Source organism: Shewanella sp. S1-49-MNA-CIBAN-0167, assembly GCF_040310145.1.
Lineage (GTDB): Bacteria > Pseudomonadota > Gammaproteobacteria > Enterobacterales > Shewanellaceae > Shewanella > Shewanella psychromarinicola.
Window position 1 is genome coordinate 22,649 of sequence record NZ_JBEOPO010000007.1, and the last position, 20,531, is coordinate 43,179.

Below are 20,531 nucleotides of genomic sequence, written 5' to 3' on the forward strand. Positions count from 1 at the left end.
TACTATCTCTTGCTGCGCTTGGCAGGGGTTTTCTTAACACTAGAATTGGGTTTTGTGGCATCAGCTTTTTGTTCCACAGCGGAAGAGTTGTTAGCAACCGCAGGTTTGGCTGCTGGCGATGAAGCTTTTCCACTTGAACGACGCTTGCTGGGCTTAGGCTTATCAGATTTAGGTTTATCTGACTTAGGCTTATCCGATTTAGGTTTGTCCGACTTAGGTTTATCCGACTTAGGTTTATCGGATTTAGGCTTATCCGATTTAGGCTTATCCGATTTAGGTTTATCCGATTTAGGTTTATCAGATTTACCTGTCGATTTACCCCGTGCCGATTTAGCCCCTTCTGCATTCACTCGTTCACGAGCGGTTGAAGGTTTGCTGCCTTTGCGTGCAGGTTTACCCGCGCCTTTAGTGTTGTCACCCACCATCAACAAGTCAATTTGACGATCATCAAGGTTTACCGCAGCGACGGTGACCGTCACTTCATCACCCAATTGGTATACTTGGCGGGTATTTTCACCAACTAATCGTTGGCGCATAGGATCAAATTGATAGTAATCACTGCCAAGACTGGAAATATGCACCAGCCCATCAATAAACAAGGTGTTAAGTCTAACAAACAAACCAAAGCTAGTGACTGAGGCAATAACCGCGTCGAAGGTATCACCGACATGATCTTGCATATATTCACATTTAAGCCAATCACTGACATCGCGAGTGGCTTCATCAGCTCGACGCTCAGTGGTAGAGCATTCTACACCTAATAAATCTAACTCTTCGAGTTGATAGAAATAGCCACCATCTTGGGTCCACTTATCGTTTACCTCGCCCTGCTCTTTTGCGAGCAAATATTTGATCACTCGATGTAAAATCAAGTCAGGATAACGGCGGATCGGTGAGGTAAAATGCGAATAAGCCTCTAATGCCAATCCGAAGTGACCGTTATTATCAGGGCTATAGATTGCTTGACGCATTGAACGTAATAACATCACCTGAATAAGCTCAAAGTCAGGGCGATCGGCTATTTTCAACATCAGATTTTGATAGTCATTGGTTGTCGGTTCCAGCCCGCCATCCATGCTTAAGCCGCGTTCAGCAAGAAACTCTTTGAAATTGGCGAGCTTTTGCTCTGATGGGGCTTCATGAACACGGTATAACACTTCACCTTTGTGTTTTTTGACAAACTTAGCCGAGGCCACGTTGGCTAAAATCATACATTCTTCAATGATCTTATGTGCTTGGTTACGAACGCTGGGAACTATTTTTTCAATTTTACGTTGTTCATTGAAAATAAACTGTGTTTCTAGGGTTTCAAATGCAATGGCCCCACGCTCCGCACGGCGTTTATCTAAGGTGAGATATAACGTCTGTAAACACAATAAATGTGGGAATAACGCTTGGTGCTCAGAGGCGATTGGCCCACCTTCAAGCATCGCGGCAACTTGGGTGTAAGTAAAACGAGCATGAGAGTGCATTACCGCAGGGAAAAACTTGGTTCCCGATAAATTACCGGCAGCAGAAATGGTCATCTCGGCCACCATGCACAAACGATCGACTTTTGGCATTAATGAACATAAGCCATTTGATATTTTCTCAGGCAACATTGGGATAACTTGCGACGGAAAATATACTGAGTTACCTCGTCCACGAGCCTCTGTATCTAATGCTGAATCAGTACGTACATAGTGACTCACATCAGCAATCGCGACCCATAAACGCCAGCCGCCACTTGGTTTAGCTTCAGCATAAACCGCATCGTCAAAATCACGGGCATCTTCGCCATCAATGGTGACTAGGGGTAAATGACGTAAGTCGACACGGCCTAATTTATCTTCTTCGGTGACTTCGTCGGGAATACGTTTGAGTTTTTTCTCAATAACATCTGACCAAGTATTCGGTAAATCATAATTACGTAACGCAATTTCGATTTCCATACCCGGTGCCATTGTCTTACCCAAGACTTCAGTCACTTTTGCTGCAGCTTTAACAAAACGACCTGGACGACGAGTTAATTCAACAACAACCACATCACCGGCGCGAGCACCAAACGTATCTTCGCTGGCGATTAATATTTCTTGGGTAATACGTCGGTCATCTGCAATCACAAAGCCCATACCGCTGTCGACATGATAACGTCCAACTAACGCTGCGGTTCGCTCATGTACTAGTCGGACAATACGTGCTTCACGGCGACCACGACGATCGGTACCCGCTTTTTGAGCGAGCACTTTATCACCATGGAAATACATCAGCATATCGCGATTATTAATAAATAAGTCATCACCGCCTTCATCTGGCTTAAAAAAGCCAAATCCATCGCGATGGCCTAAAACCGTACCAGACAATAAATCCATCCGTTCAGGTAAGCCATAGCTTTGCCCGCGGGTAAAGACTAATTGCCCATCACGTTCCATTGCGCGTAAACGGCGACGAAGCGCTTCTAATGGCACTTCTTCAGTAATGGTTAATGCTTCGGCAATTTTATCGCGGGTAACAGGAGACTTTTGTGCACGCAAGTATTCTAAAATATACTCACGGCTAGGAATAGGATTGTCGTACTTGTCTTGTTCTCTCTCAAAATGAGGATCGTTGATCATTCAATTTCCAAATAATTCGCTCCATATCGTGGAGCCTTTAACGTGTGTACAGCTGTGGCTGCTGTGCTCTGGCCACAATACTGGCAGGCATTTTTGCAGCTAGCATCTGCAATAAGGACGAGGCCTTTTTCTGTTGGGCGTCGTCGTCAAATATACTGTTATATAACCAATGATAGCCTAGTTCATAATCGGCAGGACTTCCGTAGCCTTGTCCAAATAAACGAACCAATATCATTTTTGCGGTTAAATCCCCATTCGCTGCGGCAGGCAACACATATTGCACGGCACGATTAGGATCTTTAACCACTAGTTTACCGCGATAATAATAATCTGCCAATTTTACCATCGCTTCGGGGCTACCTTGCTCTGCAGCGGTTTGCAGTAGTGCCATACCGCGAGAGGGATGTGCCTTTACGCACACACCGTTATTGAGCATTTCACCCCATAAAAACTGGTACATGGGTTGCTGCAACACTTCTGCACGGGCTTCAATGTCTTGCACTAACTGACAGTCGTCAGCTTTTACGCGTTGCAAATATTGATTTGAACGAATGAGCGAAATCAATTGTTGATCGCTATAGATATCGACGGCTTCGGTGACCGCAAACACATTGATGGACACAACACTCAACAACAATAAAGAGATACGCAACATAAGGATTCTCGATGACACTATCATGACTAACCCATCGGCAGTATAGCGTATTTCTTGAGTAGAAACTGCTACGACAGTTAATCGCACTCATTAAAAAGGCCGCTTATCGCGGCCTTTTCAGTTTACTTGAACGGACTCACCAAAATCATGGTTTCATTTCTATCCGGACCGGTAGAGATAATATCAATGGGCGTTTCTAATAACACTTCGAGACGCTTGATATAATTAATTGCCGCGGCAGGTAATTGCTCGATGGTTGTGGCACCGAAAGTGTTTTCACTCCAACCAGGCATAGTTTCATAAATTGGGGTAACTAGATCATAACCTTCAGCAGCTAAAGGGGTCACCTTTGAAACTGTTCCATCAGCATATTGATAGCCAACACAAATCTTAACTTCTTTTAGACCGTCTAAAACGTCTAATTTAGTTAAGCAAAAACCGCTAAGACTGTTGATTTGAACGGCACGGCGCATGGCCACAGCATCTAACCAACCAGGGCGACGTTTGCGACCCGTTGTAGCACCAAACTCTTGGCCTTTCTCACCAATATAATCACCAATTTCATTGGTTAATTCCGTTGGGAATGGACCCGCACCGACACGCGTCGTGTACGCTTTCATGATGCCTAACACATAGTCTAGATGACGAGGACCAAAACCTGAACCCGTCGCAACACCACCCGCAGTTGTGTTTGATGAGGTCACAAATGGATAAGTACCGTGGTCAATATCCAATAATGTTCCTTGAGCGCCTTCAAATAGAATTGGCTCACCCGCTTTACGGGCAACATCTAACATTTCACTGACATCAGTACACATGCTTTTGAGATAATCAGCAATTGCCAATGCATCATCTAGTGTTTGCTGATAATCAACGGCTTCAACATGGTAGTACTCAGTTAGCATAAAGTTATGGTATTTCATAACTTCTTGTAACTTAGTCGCAAATAGTTCTGCATTAAACAAATCACCAATGCGCAAACCGCGACGAGAGACTTTGTCTTCATATGCAGGACCAATACCCCGCCCAGTGGTGCCAATGGCTTTATTACCGCGAGCTTTCTCACGGGCAACATCTAATGCACAATGGAATGGAAGGATAAGCGGACATGCTTCAGAAATTAATAAACGTTCTTCTACAGGGACACCACGTTTTTTTAACATGTTGATTTCTGTCATCAACGCATCAGGAGAAACGACCACACCATTACCGATAATACATTTTACGTTATCACGTAAAATACCTGACGGAATAAGATGAAGAACGGTTTTTTCACCATCAATTACCAAAGTATGACCGGCATTATGGCCGCCTTGGTAACGAACTACATATTTTGCCTGTTCTGTTAAAAGGTCGACAATCTTACCTTTACCTTCGTCACCCCATTGAGTGCCGAGCACGACTACATTCTTACCCATGATTAGCTGCAACGTCTTGTGGTATAAAATAGAATTTTAACAGATTTTAGGGGGTTATAGGCAAGTATTTTATTGCGCAATGATCAATAAAACGACACCTATAGTCACTAAACAGCCACCTAAGCGTCTGAGAACATTTTGCTTTTGTGTTGAAAGCTCTAATAAATATTTTTGCCACTTGTTAGGAAAAAGTAACGGACCAAGCCCTTCAAGAATTAAAACTAAGCCAAATGCGGTTATTAACAGCTGTATATTCATGTTGTAGTCTCTCTTTAACTGACACCAATCGTGTTCAATATTGGGTCATGCAGCGGGAATTTAAGTTGTTTTAATCAAGACCAAGACTTAAAGGCATAGTGTTGTTCGGCAACTGCTCTGCATTGATCTACCTTTTGTATCTGACCGCCATGGACAATGGAGGAAATGTCTTATCTTGTATGGAACAAAATAGATCATGCCGTCGTACGTAAAAATGCGTCAACACAGAGTAAAGTAATTTGATTGGCATGACATCTTCGGCCGATGTTTTCGAGCTTATCTGCAGCGATTTTATAGAACATCATTAATATGCACACAAAACACATCTTGCGCGCTAAATTTTAGGCAATAAAAAACCCAGCGTAAGCTGGGTTTTTTGAATCCAAAAAACGAATTAACGCTTAGAGAACTGTGGCTTACGACGTGCTTTACGTAGACCAACTTTCTTACGCTCAACTTTACGTGCATCACGGGTAACAAAACCAGCGGTACGTAGAGAAGGACGTAATGTTTCATCTAGTTGCAATAGTGCACGGGTAATACCGTGACGAATTGCACCAGCTTGGCCAGTAGTACCACCGCCCTTAACAGTTACATAGATGTCTAATTTATCAGTCATTTCAACTAACTCTAATGGTTGACGAACAACCATACGAGCCGTTTCACGACCAAAATACACATCCAGTGGAAGTTGGTTAACAACGATATTGCCACTACCTGCTTTAGCGAAAACGCGAGCTGTAGATGTTTTGCGACGGCCAGTGCCGTAGTACTGAGTTGCAGCCATTTTATTACTCCTCCCGTTTAGATATCAAGAAATTGTGGTTGTTGTGCAGCATGGTTATGTTCTGTGCCTGCGTAAACTTTAAGCTTACGGAACATAGCACGGCCCAAAGGACCTTTTGGTAACATACCCTTAACTGCTTTCTCGATGATCATTTCAGGCTTATGAGCTTGAAGCTTCTCAAAGCTGATCTGCTTAATGCCACCAATGAAGCCTGAATGAGAGTAGTAAATCTTACCAGCAGCTTTATTACCAGTTACAGTTACCTTTTCAGCATTGATAACGATGATATAATCACCAGTGTCAACGTGCGGTGTGTATTCTGGCTTATGCTTGCCACGTAAGCGAGTTGCGATTTCAGTTGCGATACGACCTAAAGTTTTGCCTTCAGCGTCAACAACAAACCAGTCACGAGTTACAGTTTCTGGTGTAGCAGTAAAAGTCTTCATTATTACAAAAACCCAAAGTTAATTTTCTGTCTTACATGCTGAATGCGGATTGCAATCAACACAAAATTACCGATTCTTGCCCCTTCGAACATGAATATTGGCTTATAACTTCCGCCCAATTGGCGGATTAACGCGGGCAGGTCGCAGATTATACGCAAAGCCACAGCAAAGATCACCTGCTTTTTGATAATATTTTAAATTAACTGCTCTATACACGTTGAACAAAAAGCGTTCGGCTTTTTTTAAAAAAATAGCGCTGGTAAACTAAGGCAAATGTTCCAACGCGAGATACTCTCTCGATTGCATTTCAATCAACCTTGAACGGCAACGCCTGAATTGAAAACTTAACAGGCCATCAGTATAAATGTGCTCCAATTCCACTTGCGCTGAAATAATCAATTTCACATTTCGCTCATAAAATTCATCGACCATAGCTAAGAAACGCCGGGCGATATCATCACCCGTTTGCTGCGCCCCCATTTGCTCAAGCCCACTCAACAGCACAGTATGATAAAAGCAAGCCATTTCCATGTAGTCACGTTGCGAACGAGGCCCATCACACAAATCACGGAAGTCGATTAACAGTACACCTTGCGACTGTTGACGAATACGAATGGCGCGTCCATCGATTTCTATCGGTGTGGTAAATCTATCTGATTCCGGCGCGAGTTGATCAAAATAATGTAATAGATTGATATCAGCTTGTTCATCGAGTGGATAATGATAAATCTCTGCTTGCTCTAAGGTCCGTAGACGGTAATCAATCCCTGAATCAACATTTAAGACTTCACAATGCTGGTTAATCAATGCAATCGCAGGTAAAAAACGCACCCGCTGTAAGCCATTTTTGTATAATTCATCAGGAATGATGTTCGAGGTAGCGACAAGTGCGACCCCTTCTTTAAACAATGCTTGAAATAAGGTGCCCAACAACATGGCATCAGTGATATCAGACACAAAAAACTCATCGAAGCAGATAATTTGATATTGTGACGCCATCTTTTTAGCAATCGTCAGAAGAGGATCTTGTACCCCTTTAAGTTCGCCTAAGTCATGATGAATTTGATGCATAAAACGATGGAAATGAGCACGTAATTTTCTCTCCGTGGGCAAGGCATCAAAAAAGGTATCCATCAGATAGGTTTTACCCCGGCCAACCCCACCCCATAAATACAAGCCTTTTACTGGGGCAGATGTCGATTTTATCCCCACCGCAGCAAACAACTGATTCAAGCCCGAAACGGGTTTAGCGGCGACAATCAACTCGTCATAAACGCGTTGCAATGACTTAACCGCTTGTTCTTGAGCGATATCATGTGAAAAGTCGTCTCGGGTAAGGTCTTGCTGATAATGTTGCCAAGGGGTTAACTGCGACACGATTACGACTCTCTTACATCAAATAATTGCTGCGGATAATAACATTAAACAATAAGTACGAGTAATGGCTTCAAAGGATCAAATTAACCTTTGTTAATAAAAAAGGAACTAACATAATAACAGCCACTCTGATTGATTAACGTAAATTTGCTTATTCTTTACCTATAATTGTACTGACTTGCTCGCCATTGTAGAACATCATAAAACGAGCTTTAGGCAACACATCAGCAAAATGATTAACGATATTTAACTTTAACATCATGTCATCAAGCCAGATATTTTTCTCATCAAGCTTGAATGTATACAGGAGCTGTCCCTAGATGAAAACCAAATTAAGCTTACTCTCTGCTGCGTTATTAACGGCATCGTTAGTCATGACACCAACGCTGTCGCTAGCGGCCATTCCACAAGCCGTTGACGGTCAAACCCTGCCTAGCTTAGCGCCAATGTTAGAACGCACAACGCCAGCAGTTGTGTCGGTAGCAGTAACGGGCACCCAAGTGTCAAAGCAACGTGTACCGGATGTGTTTCGCTATTTCTTTGGCCCCAACGCACCACAAGAACAAGTTCAAGAGCGCCCTTTTAGAGGCTTAGGCTCTGGCGTTATTATCGATGCTGATAAAGGCTACATTATTACCAACAATCACGTCATTAACGGTGCAGACGACATTCAAATTGGTTTACATGATGGTCGCGAAGTAACGGCTAAGCTCATTGGTGCAGATAAAGAGTCCGATATTGCTTTACTGCAAATTGAAGCCCAAAACTTAACCGCTATTAAGCAAACTGATTCTGACGAAATCCGCGTTGGTGATTTTGCTGTTGCCATTGGTAACCCATTTGGTCTTGGGCAAACCGTTACATCAGGGATTGTCAGCGCGCTAGGTCGCAGTGGTTTAGGCATAGAAATGCTCGAAAACTTTATCCAAACAGATGCCGCTATAAATAGTGGTAACTCTGGCGGCGCATTGGTTAACTTAAAAGGCGAACTCATCGGGATAAATACCGCAATTGTCGCCCCTAATGGCGGTAATGTCGGTATTGGTTTCGCTATCCCTGCCAATATGGTGAATAACCTTGTTGATCAAATTATTGAACATGGTGAAGTCAGACGTGGGGTATTAGGTGTATCAGGACGCGATCTTGATAGTGAACTCGCCAAAGCTTTTGGTTTAGATACTCTGCATGGCGGTTTTGTTAATGAAGTCATGCCAAAAAGTGCTGCGGATAAAGCAGGGCTAAAAGCGGGAGATATTATAGTCAGCCTCAATGGTCGCAGTATTAAAACCTTCCAAGAATTACGGGCAAAAGTGGCCACTATGGGCGAGGGAGCAGAAGTAGAATTTGGTATTATTCGTGACGGCGATAAAAAAACTATTGAAGCGACATTAGGTAAAGCAGATAAAGTCGAAGCAGAAGCGGGTAATGTGCATCCTATGCTACAAGGTGCCACGTTAGAAGACAGCAAAAAAGGCATCCAGATCACAGAGGTTGCTCAAGGCTCACCGGCGGCAATGAGCGGTTTAGAGAAAGGTGATTTAATTGTGGGGCTAAACCGCAGTAAAGTGACCAGCCTTAAAGCATTAACAGAAATGTTGAAAGATAATCAAAGCTCTGCGGCACTTAAAATATTACGTGACAACCATTTGCTCTACCTTGTTTTACGCTAACATGTATTACGCTAACATGTATTACATTATTATTGCCTATAAACAGAGTCACACAGCAATAACAACCATTACGTTATAGTCTTTGGTGTTAGTTAAAGAATGAAGCATCGCCAAGCCTTTGGTCGGTGCTTATTTCTTTGAGCTATGTTAATATTTCAACTATTATTTTTAACAATTATTCAAGCCATGAATTTAAAAGACACTTGCATTTATATAACTAAAGCTGTGGTATTTGGTCTGATCATGGCAGCTGTTTTTTTAGCCATAACCTCGTTGATGCAAAATTCCTCGTTCAATCATAATTTATCCAATGTCAGCTCCAGTGGCTCAGAATTATCTTTTGCTAAAGCCGTTCGACGAGCCGCACCGGCAGTTGCTAATATTTACAGTCTTAGTATTGATCAAGGTAATCCACTCAATTCAAGTTCGCTTCAAGGCTTAGGCTCTGGGGTAATAATGAGTAACGAAGGTTATGTACTAACCAATTACCATGTGATAAAAAAAGCCGACGAAATTGTTATTGCACTGCAAAATGGGCGAAAATTTACTGCCGAAGTGGTGGGTTCCGATCCCGAAACAGATTTAGCTGTATTAAAAATTGAAGGCGATAATTTACCTATCGTACCGGTTAATCTTGATAAACTAGCCCAAGTCGGCGATGTGGTATTGGCGATTGGTAACCCTTACAACATTGGCCAAACCATTACCCAAGGTATTATTAGTGCAACCGGCCGCAACGGCTTAAGTTCTGGTTACTTAGACTTCTTACAAACAGATGCGGCCATTAATGCCGGTAACTCTGGCGGAGCATTAGTCGATACCGGTGGTGAGCTCATTGGTATCAACACCGCGGCATTCCAAGTGGGTGGCGATAATGGTGGTAACGGCATTAGCTTTGCGATCCCGATAAAGTTAGCCCACAGTATTATGGACAAATTAATTAAGGATGGCCGGGTTATTCGTGGCGCGTTAGGCATTTCGGGAGAACCGCTTAACGCTGTCATGGCACAAATACTTAACCTACCAGATTTGAAAGGCGTGTTGGTGACGGGTATCGATCCTGGCGGACCGGCTGCCCGAGCACGTTTAACCCCTAGGGATGTTATTACTCAGTATAATGACGAAGATGTGCCTGGTGTTGAAATGTTGATGGACCGAATTGCAGAAACCCCACCGGGCACGAAAGTCAACATGACCATTATACGTGAGGGTAAAAAGCAGACGCTGCCAGTCATTATTGCAGAAAAAGTCACTAACCCTGAGTAATACCATTAAAAATATCGACAAAAAAGCCATTCAATTGAATGGCTTTTTTTGTACAACACTAGCGCTAACGATTCCGCATTTTCTTAGATAAATATAAATATATAAGACAATTTATTCTTTAACTGAAATGCTAAGCCATGTGTTGCTGAAATTTTAGCTTTTTGCTAAGTCGATTAACTCAGTCTATTAACTAAGTCGATTAGTGACTCGAATTAAGTAAAACATCTATGGCCTGCCAATGCCTAAAGCAGGCAGGTCTTTTGATGCACTTTTGTCATCCTGATATCATTTTCAGCATAATTGTGGCTAACATATTACTCAATAAGGCAATAACGGATATAGCGATAAGTAAACGCCATAGGCTTTAACGCCTTCACCATGGGCTATTTATCCCTTAGGGGAATTCACCAACAAAACGATTACCTTGTTCGTCGTCAATAATTGAACTTGAAACGCTTTGACTATGCAGTGAATAACGATGCCGACGACATGCCGTTTTTGAAAACCAAACTATTAATAATTCCCTTTGGGAATAATGTCTCGTTCAACAATAATTACCTTTATAGCATCAGTGTATCCGTCTGCATTGATGTTTTACCCACACTACTTTTTACCCACCGATTGTTGATCTAATTTATCTTTAGACTGTTTGTGTTGATTAATATCTTATGAAGGATACGACTATTGTTACTGTTGAGCGCTAATTTATTCCCCTGCATCACCACGACAACCTAAATCAACTCAATCACTATTTTTAGTGCGGGGTAAGTATTTTATCTTCTTGCAGCTGAGCTTTAGTTTGTTCAACAATGTAAGTCATGATTATATTGTGTAAATTCATTCATGTTAGCGCTACTTGGTAATAACACTCGCTTAATACTGGCGGGATGGTTCAATAACGCCAAATGATGGTTTGAAACTATTTTGCCTTGGTGAATAGTGAGCAACATAAGGTCTTTGATCCATAAACCCCGGCAGTTAAACATTAATGAAAAAAGCCATCAATTAATATTGATGGCTTTTTTCATTAAGCGGTTAATTCGTTAACTCATTTAAGTTACTCAAACAGTTTCATCACAACAGTTACATGGATAATCTAAAACCAGATTATTGACGGCTTCATCATTTAACAATAAAAAAAGCCATGCGGAATACCGCATGGCTTTAAGGTAGCGCTAATGTTTACTTATGCATTTTACCATCAGGTAGTGCTGCTGCTTTATCAGCATAATCAGCATGGCACTCACCGCAAGAGTACTGCGCGGTTGCCCAAGGCATTTGGAACTTACCATCTTCAGTGAACTGCTTCGCGGCAGGGTCTAGGTCAAGAGTAAACAGGTGAGATTTGACGTCACCAAAGGCCGTTGTGCCATCTTTTCCGAAATGTTTTACTGCGCTCTTAGCCAATTTTGGCATATGACAGTCGGTACACTCTGCAACAAACTCATGTACTCCAACGGTAAACTCTTTCTTGTATTCACCCATATGGCAAGAAGAACACTCTTTAACTGCACCAGTATGCAAACCATCAGCACTGTCTGCATTTAAGGTAGACTTGTGAGAATCATGACAAGAGGTACACGCCATACCGCTCTTAGGACCAATTTCGTCACCGGCTTTATAAGTGCCATGGTCTTCAGGTACAACGCCTAACATTTCATCGCCAGTCTGGTGATGCTTTGATAATCCACCACTAGAGATGATACGACCACCGACTTTACTTCCATCAGGGAAGGCATCGTTATAATGGCTAATAAATGTTGGGTAATCTTTCTCACCATCACGAGTATGACACTCGGCGCATGTGACCGCTTTACCATAGCCCATATCATCGGCTAAGAAATCTTCGGTTATACGAGCAACGGCAATCTTAACGATATTTTCTGATGATGGTGCTTTGACATGCTCACTACCCGCGCCATGACAAGATTCACACTGAACGCCTTGCTCTGCAAAGGTACCATCCATGCCAGGAAGATCATCTTGACGTAATGGGCTGCGAGTATCGCCACCTGCTACATCAGTCGTACGTTTCCACCCCGTTGTATGACAGTTACCACAGCTATATTTAACATTGAATTGGTCTCCCTTGTAATCGCCCATAACATCCACATCACCTGGATGATTATCAGGAATATTCAATTCACCAGCAGCATTACGAATATTGTATTGCACGTCTTGACCGGTAACGATGTAGCCATCTTTGTCTAACCAGCGCATTTTCCAACCGTAACCACCAACAGTATATGAGACCTCGTCATAACTTGTTGGTGCACCTAAATCATTATTGGCTGTTGAATTGACCAACAAATCGATAGCGCCAATAATGGTTGTAGCAGGAGTATACGGAAATACCGGAGCATCATTGCCCGGGTTTTTCATGATTTTGAAGTTGTGACCAGTTTTTACAAAAGTCTCGTGCGTATCAGCGTGGCAGGCAGCACAAGATGAAGACCCGACATAGCTTAATGCTTCTGGCTCAGGAATAGCCTCTACGGTTACCGTGGCTACAGCTGATGCTTCGTCGGTGCCATCAGTAATGGTGTAATTAAACGTCACTTCACCGGCTTCTGCACCAGCGGTAAAGTCAACCTTGCCATCTTTAATCACTGCGCTACCAGAATCAACAGAAACAATTGCCAAGGTGTCGCCATCGGCATCGGTGTCATTTGCTAGCACATCAATGGTCACAACTTGTGCAGCCAGAACATTGGCAATATCAGCAGTTGCTACTGGGGGGGTATTTTCATCTGCTGGTGGTGGAGTAACGGTATCGTCATTGTCACTACCACAAGCAACAAGCATGGTAATCATACTGGCAAGAAGTAATTTTTTGTATGGAATTATTGTTTTCATCAGTTCATCCTCAAATTGGCTTTCAATCACTGCACAATGTTGTTGGGCGTGATTGATATGTCTCTTTGGACATATGCTCAGTATTTGCGGATTACCTATAAAGAGATAGATAACGATAGTTCACAGTCTCTAACAACTTGTGAACTATTGTTATCACAATAAACTTAACCAACTGATTTAAATGCATTAAAACTATAATGATAAGTTGTGGTTTTGTAATACGAATTGACCGGTACTTGTTAAAATGTAGATCTTGCTCTCATTTTGCATTACCAAACCTGCTTTTTTTAGCTGGCGTAAGTGGAAATTAAATTTGGTATGGTCTGCAACCCCCACTAATCGGCAAAGATCCATAAACTTTAGCTGCTTATGAGTACCTAACTGCTTAAGTGTTTCGCGTCGCAAGGCGTTTGCTAACGCAGAATAGACACAATCTGGATCGATATCATTGGTTGTTTTTAATAATAGTTTTTCTTGAATACTGCGTTTTATAGTGACAATTAACACCGAACTATTAAAAGGCTTAGTGATAACATTATCGGCACCCTTTTTCATCGCATCCACAGCGGTATCAACCGTGGCATAAGCCGTCACAATGACCACCGCCATATAGGGGTTAAGTTGGCGTAAATTGGAAATGGCCTCAACACCTGTCATACCAGACATCACTAAATCTAACAGAGCAATATCATAATTTTGCTGCTCACAAGCAGTAATTGCAGCTTCACCACTGTCAACACCGGTGACTTGATAGCCTTCAAGTTGAAGAATATCGACCATATTTCGCCTAAGTTCATGATCGTCTTCTGCAATTAACACGTTAACCATTCACACTCCCCCCCTGTGGCAAAACGGATAAGTACTCTAGTACCAACGCCTTTGGCACTGATAATGTTCATTTTCCCTTTATGAGCACTGACAATTTGCTTACAAATAGCCAAGCCTAATCCCGTTCCCTTACCTATAGGTTTAGTTGAGTAAAACAATTCTGTGGCTTGTTGCTGCGTTTGCTCATTCATTCCATCGCCATAGTCTCTGACTTCAAATAAAACCTGATGCTCATCTCTAGTGACGCTGATATCGATATGAGAGTTATGACCACTGGCATCCATGGCGTTATTAAGTAAGTTAATTAATAACTCTTCCAACTTCACCTTCTGACCAATGATACTTAAGGATGGATCACAATCAATATTGATAACGTAAGGGACAATTTTATGACTCATTAATTGCTTAGCGCCATAAATGACATCACAAAAATACACCTTTTGAGCGTTACCCAAATCGGTGTGAGCATAGGCCAGTAATTCTTTACTGATAACAGATGCCCTATCAATGCCTAAGCGCGCTCTATTAATATAATCCGTTAACTCATCCAACTTCACTGGAAGTTTTCGTTCGAGTAAATCCAATGCCAAAGTAGAAGAAGCCAAAGGGTTATTAATTTCATGGGCTATTCCCATCGCTAAATGCCCAATGGCTTTATATTTATCCGCTTCAATAGCTCGCTTCAGCTTAGCCTCTGTGGCCATTTCTTTCTCAATATCAAAAATATTGAGTGCCTTGTAGAGCGTGATCAACACAAAAGTGGCCGCTAAGGTTCTATACACTGGAACGGAAGAATGAAGCTCTGTCGGCACTAAACCAGCCAATACACCGTAGATAAATAACCCAACACCAGTGGCAATAAAATACTGCCCATATTCGTGACTATCCTGACGCAATTGATGACCATAAACAGCGATACCCACTCCGGCTAAGGTGGCACTACCAAAGCCGAGTAAAAAACGAGTGTAGCTGGCAGCTTGTGCAAATGTTTCCGCCAGCACTGAACTCCTTTGATATAAGAACAACATCACCAGAATATAAATCACCATAATTGCTGCGGTAATAAACTGGCCTATTCTTGCACACGTTTTAGGGCAAATTCGGAATAAAAGCCAAGCAAAAATCATCAAGCCAGCAAAAGAAAGTGACAGTTTTATCACTCTTAACCATTGCACCACAGAATGATATTTTGGCGAGATATCATCACTGAATAAGATGGCGTATAGCTCAGACCACTCATGAAAAGCATGAAAGAAACCAAAAAGCGCCAGCGCCCATAACGTCTCAGATATAGATAGCTGACTATATTTAAAATTCCGAAACACCACCACGCAACCAATCGCAAAAAACACGAGGCCGTAAAATAAATAAATGTTAAACGTGATGAAAGTCGTCATCACAACACATTAACAGTTTACCATTATGAAGAAGTGATCAGCTTTGCAATTACTTTGCGATGCGGTGAGGTTTATTTAAGAATTTTTGACACATATCAAATAAAAAACCGCACGGTTAAGTGCGGTCTTAGTGAATAAGCAAGTATTATATTAAGTTAGCTAACGCGGATAACTTCGCCGCCTAGCCCTTTGAATTTTGCTTCTATGTGCTCATAACCACGATCTAAATGGTAGATACGAGCCACTGTCGTGGTTCCTTCAGCCATTAAGCCGGCAATCACTAAGCTGGCCGAGGCACGTAAATCGGTCGCCATCACTTGGGCACCATTTAAACGCTCAATACCATGAATAATGCAGGTATTACCTTCCAGCTCTAAATTAGCCCCCATACGGCTTAATTCTGGCACATGCATAAACCGATTTTCAAAAATCGTCTCAGTCACTCTACCCGTCCCGTCTGCCAGCGCATTTAACACACAAAATTGCGCCTGCATGTCGGTCGGAAATCCAGGGTAAGGTGCCGTTTTAATGTTTACGGCTTTTGGACGTTGGCCTTTCATATCAAGCTCAATCCAATCTTCGCCTGTGGTGATCTCGGCACCGGCGTCTTCAAGCTTGGATAATACCGACTCTAATCCAATAGGGTCTGCTGACACACAACGAATTTTGCCACGCGTTACCGCCGCCGCAACCAGGAATGACCCTGTTTCGATACGATCAGGCATCACGCGATATTCACAACCGGATAAACGCTCCACCCCTTCAATCGTTAACGTGGCAGAACCAACACCGGTGATTTTCGCACCCATAGCAATTAAGCAATTTGCTAAATCAGTCACTTCAGGCTCACGAGCAGCATTTTCAATAACCGTTGTGCCATCCGCTAGCGCGGCTGCCATAAGCAAGTTTTCTGTTGCGCCGACACTGACCATATCCATAAAGATATGGGCGCCTTTTAAACGGCCATCAACTCGCGCTTTGATGTAGCCCTCTTTAACTTCAATCTTGGCCCCCATTAACTCCAAGCCGTGCAAATGCAAATTGACAGGACGGGCGCCGATAGCACAACCGCCGGGTAAAGAAACGTCTGCAGTACCATAACGGGCAAGCAGTGGGCCTAAAATAAGAATAGAAGCACGCATTGTTTTGACTAAGTCATAAGGGGCACAATAGTTATTTAAATGCGTGGTTGAAATACGAATGCGGCTATCGCCTAAGTCTTCAACCTCTGCGCCTAAACAACGTAACAGTTCGCAACTGGTGATGACGTCACGAAGTTTAGGTACATTTGAAACAATAAAATCTGTTTCTGCTAGTACGCCAGCCATTAAAATTGGCAATGCTGCGTTTTTTGCACCCGAGATCACGACTTCGCCAGCTAAAGGATTACTGGCTTTAATAGTTAATTTATCCAATGTGAATCTCAGTTGTTACATATTGAAAAGTTTTTCACGCTTCCACTGGGTAGGCGTAAAAGTTTTAATCGTTAATGCGTGCAATTCACCATTGGCAATCTGCTCCGCTAAATGGGTATAAATCGCCTGCTGTTGTTTTACGCGGCTCATGCCGTCAAAACATTCGCCCACAGCGACCACTTTGTAGTGGCTACCATCAGAGGTCACATGCGCTTCTGTTAGCGACAACGCCTCGGTTAAAAGTTGTTCAATATCTTTGCATTCCATGAAATCAATTACCTTTACTATTCAATTCTATACTTGGCTGAAAAAAGCGTCTAAATCATAAAGCTCAATCATTTTCTTGAGCTGAACACTTGGATTAACCAATTGACGTGACACACTTGTTTCCTGACTGCTTGAAACATGCAGTTTGATTAACGCTAATAACAATGCAACACCTGCACTGTCGACGTATTCCACTGCTGATAAGTCTACCACTTGGGTTGATGCAGTAAACAATTCATGGCGTTTAGGCCACAATTGTTTCACCTCATCTTGAGTTAACCGACCGCTAACAATGCAACGGTCGTCTTGTTGATTAAAGGTAATCACGCAGCTGCAGCTTCTTTTGCAGGTTGACGATCAATTCTCTGCTGGGTTTTATCATTCAACATGGTAATAACCGCTTCAATACCTTGCTGACGGATTAAATTCGAAATTTCAGATTGCTTAGAGGCCAATAAGCTCACGCCTTCCGCCACTAAATCAAATGCTTTCCAAGTGTTGTCTTTTAAACGACGCGCTTTAAATTGAATTTTAATCGGTGGACGACCTTGCTCAAGGATCTGGACGTTCACTTCAACTATTTTCTCATCGCTAAAATCTCTCGGCGGATCAAAAGCGACTTTTTGATCAGTATATTCTGTTAATGCTTGCGCATAGGTCGCGACTAGATACCCTTCAAAAGCTTCAACAAAACGATTACGTTGATCTACCGTTGTATCACTTAAATACTGCCCCATCACTTTGTAAGCGGCATATTTATAATCGACATAAGGCATAAGCTCTTCTCGAACAATCACTTTCAAGTGACTTAAATCATTATTAATTAACGTGTTGTCTGATTTAAATCGATCAAAAGTCATATTAGATACTTGTTTGATCATCTCATAAGGGTCATTGGTATTAACCTCATCATTGGCAGCCATAGCACCTTGACTTATCACAACACTGCCCACTAGGCATAAAGCAATAACACGACTAAAAAATATTTTCATAATAGGGATCCTATTTATCTGCAGATGACATACTGTACAAAAGTTGACCAATCAAATCTTCTAAAATCAATGCTCCACGAGTGTCATGTACTTTATCGCCATCGGCAAGCATCGAAATATCATCGTCCATAAACCCAGGCGTTAAGCCAATAAATTGCTCCCCGAGTAACCCTGAAGTCAAAATGGCCAAACTGCTCGTTTCAGGGAATTTATCGAAACGCTTATCCATTGTTAACGTCACAATAGGCACTAATTTATGGCTATCAAGGGCAACATCAGTCACGCGACCAACCACTACGCCACCGACTTTTACAGGCGAACGTACTTTTAGTCCGCCAATATTGTTAAACTCAGCCACTAATGTATAAGTCTGGGCATCGGTTTTTACTTTAACATTAGCAACATTGAATACTAATACACAAAATGCCAATAGACCTGACAATAAAAACACGCCTACTAATAACTCAATTTTCCGTGTCAACATACTATTAAACCACTTAAATTAATCTAAATAATGAAAAAATCTTAATTTCCGAACATGATTGCTGTCAGCAAAAAGTCCAGTGCTAAAACAGCTAAGCTTGCCTGCACAACCGTTGAGGTTGTCGCACGGCTAATGCCTTCTGGATTGGGTTCGACTTCATAACCTCGGTACAAGGCTATCCATGTGACCACCACACCAAAAATAACACTTTTTATCAAGCAATTAACAATATCTTGTCGCCACTCAACCGATGCTTGAAGAATAGACCAAAACGCACCACTATCAATACCTTTCCATTCAACACCGACTAAATGTCCACCAAAAATACCCACCAAACTAAACATTAGTGCGAGTAATGGCATACTGATAACACCTGCCCAAAAGCGCGGCGCAATGATTTGCCTTAAAGGGTCTATCGCCATCATTTCTAAACTTGACAATTGTTCAGTCGATTTCATTAGACCAATTTCGGCGGTTAGCGCCGAGCCCGCTCGTCCGGCAAATAATAACGCGGCAACAACGGGTCCAAGTTCTCGTAATAAGCTTAACGCCACCATTGGGCCTAAACTTTCTTCAGTACCAAACCCAACTAAAATATTATATCCCTGTAGGGCTAATACCATGCCAATAAACAAGCCTGATACTATAATGATAACCATAGAACGGACACCAAGCACATAAATCTGCTTGATAAGTAATGGCGTGCCTTTTTTGATATTCGGAACACGCACGATCGCGCGCCATAACATGATGCCAGCCCGACCGAGGCCCTGCACGAGTTTCAGTGCATATGCGCCAATATCGGCAATATAATCAATTGCGCCCACGAAGTAGCTCCTCTTGATAATCCTCTGCAGGATAATGGAATGGCACAGGGCCATCTGGTGCGCCTTGAATAAATTGGATCAACTGCGGATTGTCAGATTGACGTAATTGCTCTGGGGTACCATGAGCAATGACTTTTTTGTCTGCTATTACATAGACATAATCTGCAATACCTAATACTTCATCCACATCGTGAGAGACCACCACAGAAGTCAGTTTTAATGAATCCGACAACTCACGAATAAGTTTTACCAGCATCCCCATTGAAATTGGATCTTGTCCCGCAAATGGCTCATCGTACATCACCATTTCAGGTTCTAGTGCAATCGCCCTAGCCAATGCTGCTCGACGCTGCATACCACCGGATAATTCGTTAGGCATCATATACGCTGCACCACGAAGACCTACCGCTTGCAGCTTCATCAATACAATGGAGCGGATAATATCTTCTGGTAATCCAGAATGTTCTCTCAATGCAAATGCCACGTTATCGAATACATTAAGGTCGGTAAATAATGCACCGCTTTGAAACAGCATACTCATCCGCTTGCGCAATTCAAAAAGTTCCTTGCGCTTAAGCTTATGTAAATCGTGACCGTCGAACAAGACTTGTCCGGTATTAGGGGTTAACTGTCCCCCAATCAATTTTAACAAGGTGGTTTTACCAATACCACTAGGTCCCATAATTGCCGTTACTTTGCCTTTGGGGATCGATAAAGAAATATCGTTAAAAATCACGCGCGAACCATGGCTAAAGGCCATATGGTTGACTTCGACCAAAGGATTATTATTTGATTTACTCATATCAGACATTGGCGTTGAGGAGATAACTGCCTTCCTTGCATTAAGTTAAGGTGTAAATTGTACTGTAATTGTCGATTAAGCGACAACTATATCCATATCACCACACATCATTTCGAGTACAATTACTGTGCAATGCTTTCAATTTGACTTTCAATTTGATAAAAATCCAGCGAAAATGCTCGTTAATTAATG

At 42.3% G+C, this 20,531-nt stretch carries 19 protein-coding genes; 2 read left to right on the forward strand and 17 right to left on the reverse strand.

Annotated features, from left to right (window positions below; genetic code table 11):
• Positions 1-2 precede the first annotated feature (2 nt).
• From rnr to zapE, 7 genes are all read right to left on the reverse strand, one after another.
• Positions 3-2,594, reverse strand: coding sequence for a ribonuclease R (gene rnr, locus AAEZ00_RS04600; protein WP_351088401.1), 2,592 nt, complete (start codon positions 2,592-2,594; stop codon positions 3-5).
• Between the two features lie 37 nt (positions 2,595-2,631).
• A complete protein-coding gene (locus tag AAEZ00_RS04605) occupies positions 2,632-3,249 on the reverse strand; it encodes a tetratricopeptide repeat protein (protein WP_164839439.1) in 618 nt (205 codons plus the stop codon).
• Positions 3,250-3,371: 122 nt separating this feature from the next.
• The gene (locus AAEZ00_RS04610; protein WP_101034065.1) at positions 3,372-4,667 is read right to left on the reverse strand and encodes an adenylosuccinate synthase; all 1,296 of its coding nucleotides are present in this window, start codon (positions 4,665-4,667) and stop codon (positions 3,372-3,374) included.
• 69 nt (positions 4,668-4,736) lie between these two features.
• On the reverse strand, positions 4,737-4,925 hold the full coding sequence (locus AAEZ00_RS04615; protein ID WP_351088402.1) for a DUF2065 domain-containing protein: 189 nt from the start codon (positions 4,923-4,925) through the stop codon (positions 4,737-4,739).
• A gap of 394 nt (positions 4,926-5,319) precedes the next feature.
• The gene (gene rpsI, locus AAEZ00_RS04620) at positions 5,320-5,712 is read right to left on the reverse strand and encodes a 30S ribosomal protein S9 (RefSeq protein WP_101034063.1); all 393 of its coding nucleotides are present in this window, start codon (positions 5,710-5,712) and stop codon (positions 5,320-5,322) included.
• A gap of 17 nt (positions 5,713-5,729) precedes the next feature.
• Positions 5,730-6,158, reverse strand: coding sequence for a 50S ribosomal protein L13 (gene rplM, locus AAEZ00_RS04625; protein ID WP_101034062.1), 429 nt, complete (start codon positions 6,156-6,158; stop codon positions 5,730-5,732).
• A 264-nt stretch (positions 6,159-6,422) separates the two neighbouring features.
• Positions 6,423-7,535, reverse strand: a complete 1,113-nt coding sequence (gene zapE / locus AAEZ00_RS04630; protein ID WP_101034061.1) for a cell division protein ZapE — start codon at positions 7,533-7,535, stop codon at positions 6,423-6,425.
• Positions 7,536-7,855: 320 nt separating this feature from the next.
• On the opposite strand from zapE, the gene degQ reads away from it, so the two are divergent.
• Together degQ and degS are read left to right on the forward strand one after the other, a co-directional pair.
• Positions 7,856-9,205 (forward strand): Do family serine endopeptidase DegQ, encoded by a 1,350-nt coding sequence (gene degQ, locus AAEZ00_RS04635; protein WP_335686781.1) that lies wholly within the window; start codon positions 7,856-7,858, stop codon positions 9,203-9,205.
• A 186-nt stretch (positions 9,206-9,391) separates the two neighbouring features.
• Positions 9,392-10,471, forward strand: a complete 1,080-nt coding sequence (degS, locus tag AAEZ00_RS04640) for an outer membrane-stress sensor serine endopeptidase DegS (RefSeq protein WP_351075124.1) — start codon at positions 9,392-9,394, stop codon at positions 10,469-10,471.
• Between the two features lie 1,182 nt (positions 10,472-11,653).
• Here the strand turns inward: degS and AAEZ00_RS04645 are convergent.
• The 10 genes from AAEZ00_RS04645 to AAEZ00_RS04690 form a co-directional block, all read right to left on the reverse strand.
• The gene (locus AAEZ00_RS04645; RefSeq protein WP_124012473.1) at positions 11,654-13,327 is read right to left on the reverse strand and encodes an Ig-like domain-containing protein; all 1,674 of its coding nucleotides are present in this window, start codon (positions 13,325-13,327) and stop codon (positions 11,654-11,656) included.
• Between the two features lie 192 nt (positions 13,328-13,519).
• A complete protein-coding gene (locus tag AAEZ00_RS04650) occupies positions 13,520-14,155 on the reverse strand; it encodes a response regulator (protein WP_124012474.1) in 636 nt (211 codons plus the stop codon).
• Complete coding sequence (locus AAEZ00_RS04655; RefSeq protein ID WP_124012475.1) at positions 14,140-15,552, reverse strand: sensor histidine kinase; 1,413 nt, start codon at positions 15,550-15,552, stop codon at positions 14,140-14,142. The genes AAEZ00_RS04650 and AAEZ00_RS04655 overlap by 16 nt, the downstream gene beginning before the upstream one ends.
• Positions 15,553-15,707: 155 nt before the next feature.
• Complete coding sequence (gene murA / locus AAEZ00_RS04660; RefSeq protein WP_124012476.1) at positions 15,708-16,967, reverse strand: UDP-N-acetylglucosamine 1-carboxyvinyltransferase; 1,260 nt, start codon at positions 16,965-16,967, stop codon at positions 15,708-15,710.
• A gap of 15 nt (positions 16,968-16,982) precedes the next feature.
• Positions 16,983-17,234: a BolA family protein gene (locus AAEZ00_RS04665; protein ID WP_101034054.1), complete on the reverse strand. Its 252-nt coding sequence runs from the start codon at positions 17,232-17,234 to the stop codon at positions 16,983-16,985.
• 27 nt (positions 17,235-17,261) lie between these two features.
• The gene (locus AAEZ00_RS04670; protein WP_101034053.1) at positions 17,262-17,561 is read right to left on the reverse strand and encodes an STAS domain-containing protein; all 300 of its coding nucleotides are present in this window, start codon (positions 17,559-17,561) and stop codon (positions 17,262-17,264) included.
• A complete protein-coding gene (locus AAEZ00_RS04675) occupies positions 17,558-18,157 on the reverse strand; it encodes an MlaC/ttg2D family ABC transporter substrate-binding protein (protein ID WP_372491505.1) in 600 nt (199 codons plus the stop codon). The genes AAEZ00_RS04670 and AAEZ00_RS04675 overlap by 4 nt, the downstream gene beginning before the upstream one ends.
• 79 nt (positions 18,158-18,236) lie before the next feature.
• Positions 18,237-18,710, reverse strand: coding sequence for an outer membrane lipid asymmetry maintenance protein MlaD (mlaD, locus tag AAEZ00_RS04680; RefSeq protein WP_101034051.1), 474 nt, complete (start codon positions 18,708-18,710; stop codon positions 18,237-18,239).
• 41 nt (positions 18,711-18,751) lie between these two features.
• Positions 18,752-19,537 carry a lipid asymmetry maintenance ABC transporter permease subunit MlaE gene (gene mlaE / locus AAEZ00_RS04685; RefSeq protein WP_101034050.1) on the reverse strand — a complete coding sequence of 262 codons (786 nt, stop codon included), beginning with the start codon at positions 19,535-19,537 and terminating at the stop codon, positions 18,752-18,754.
• Complete coding sequence (locus tag AAEZ00_RS04690; RefSeq protein ID WP_164839438.1) at positions 19,524-20,348, reverse strand: ATP-binding cassette domain-containing protein; 825 nt, start codon at positions 20,346-20,348, stop codon at positions 19,524-19,526. The genes mlaE and AAEZ00_RS04690 overlap by 14 nt, the downstream gene beginning before the upstream one ends.
• Positions 20,349-20,531 lie beyond the last annotated feature (183 nt).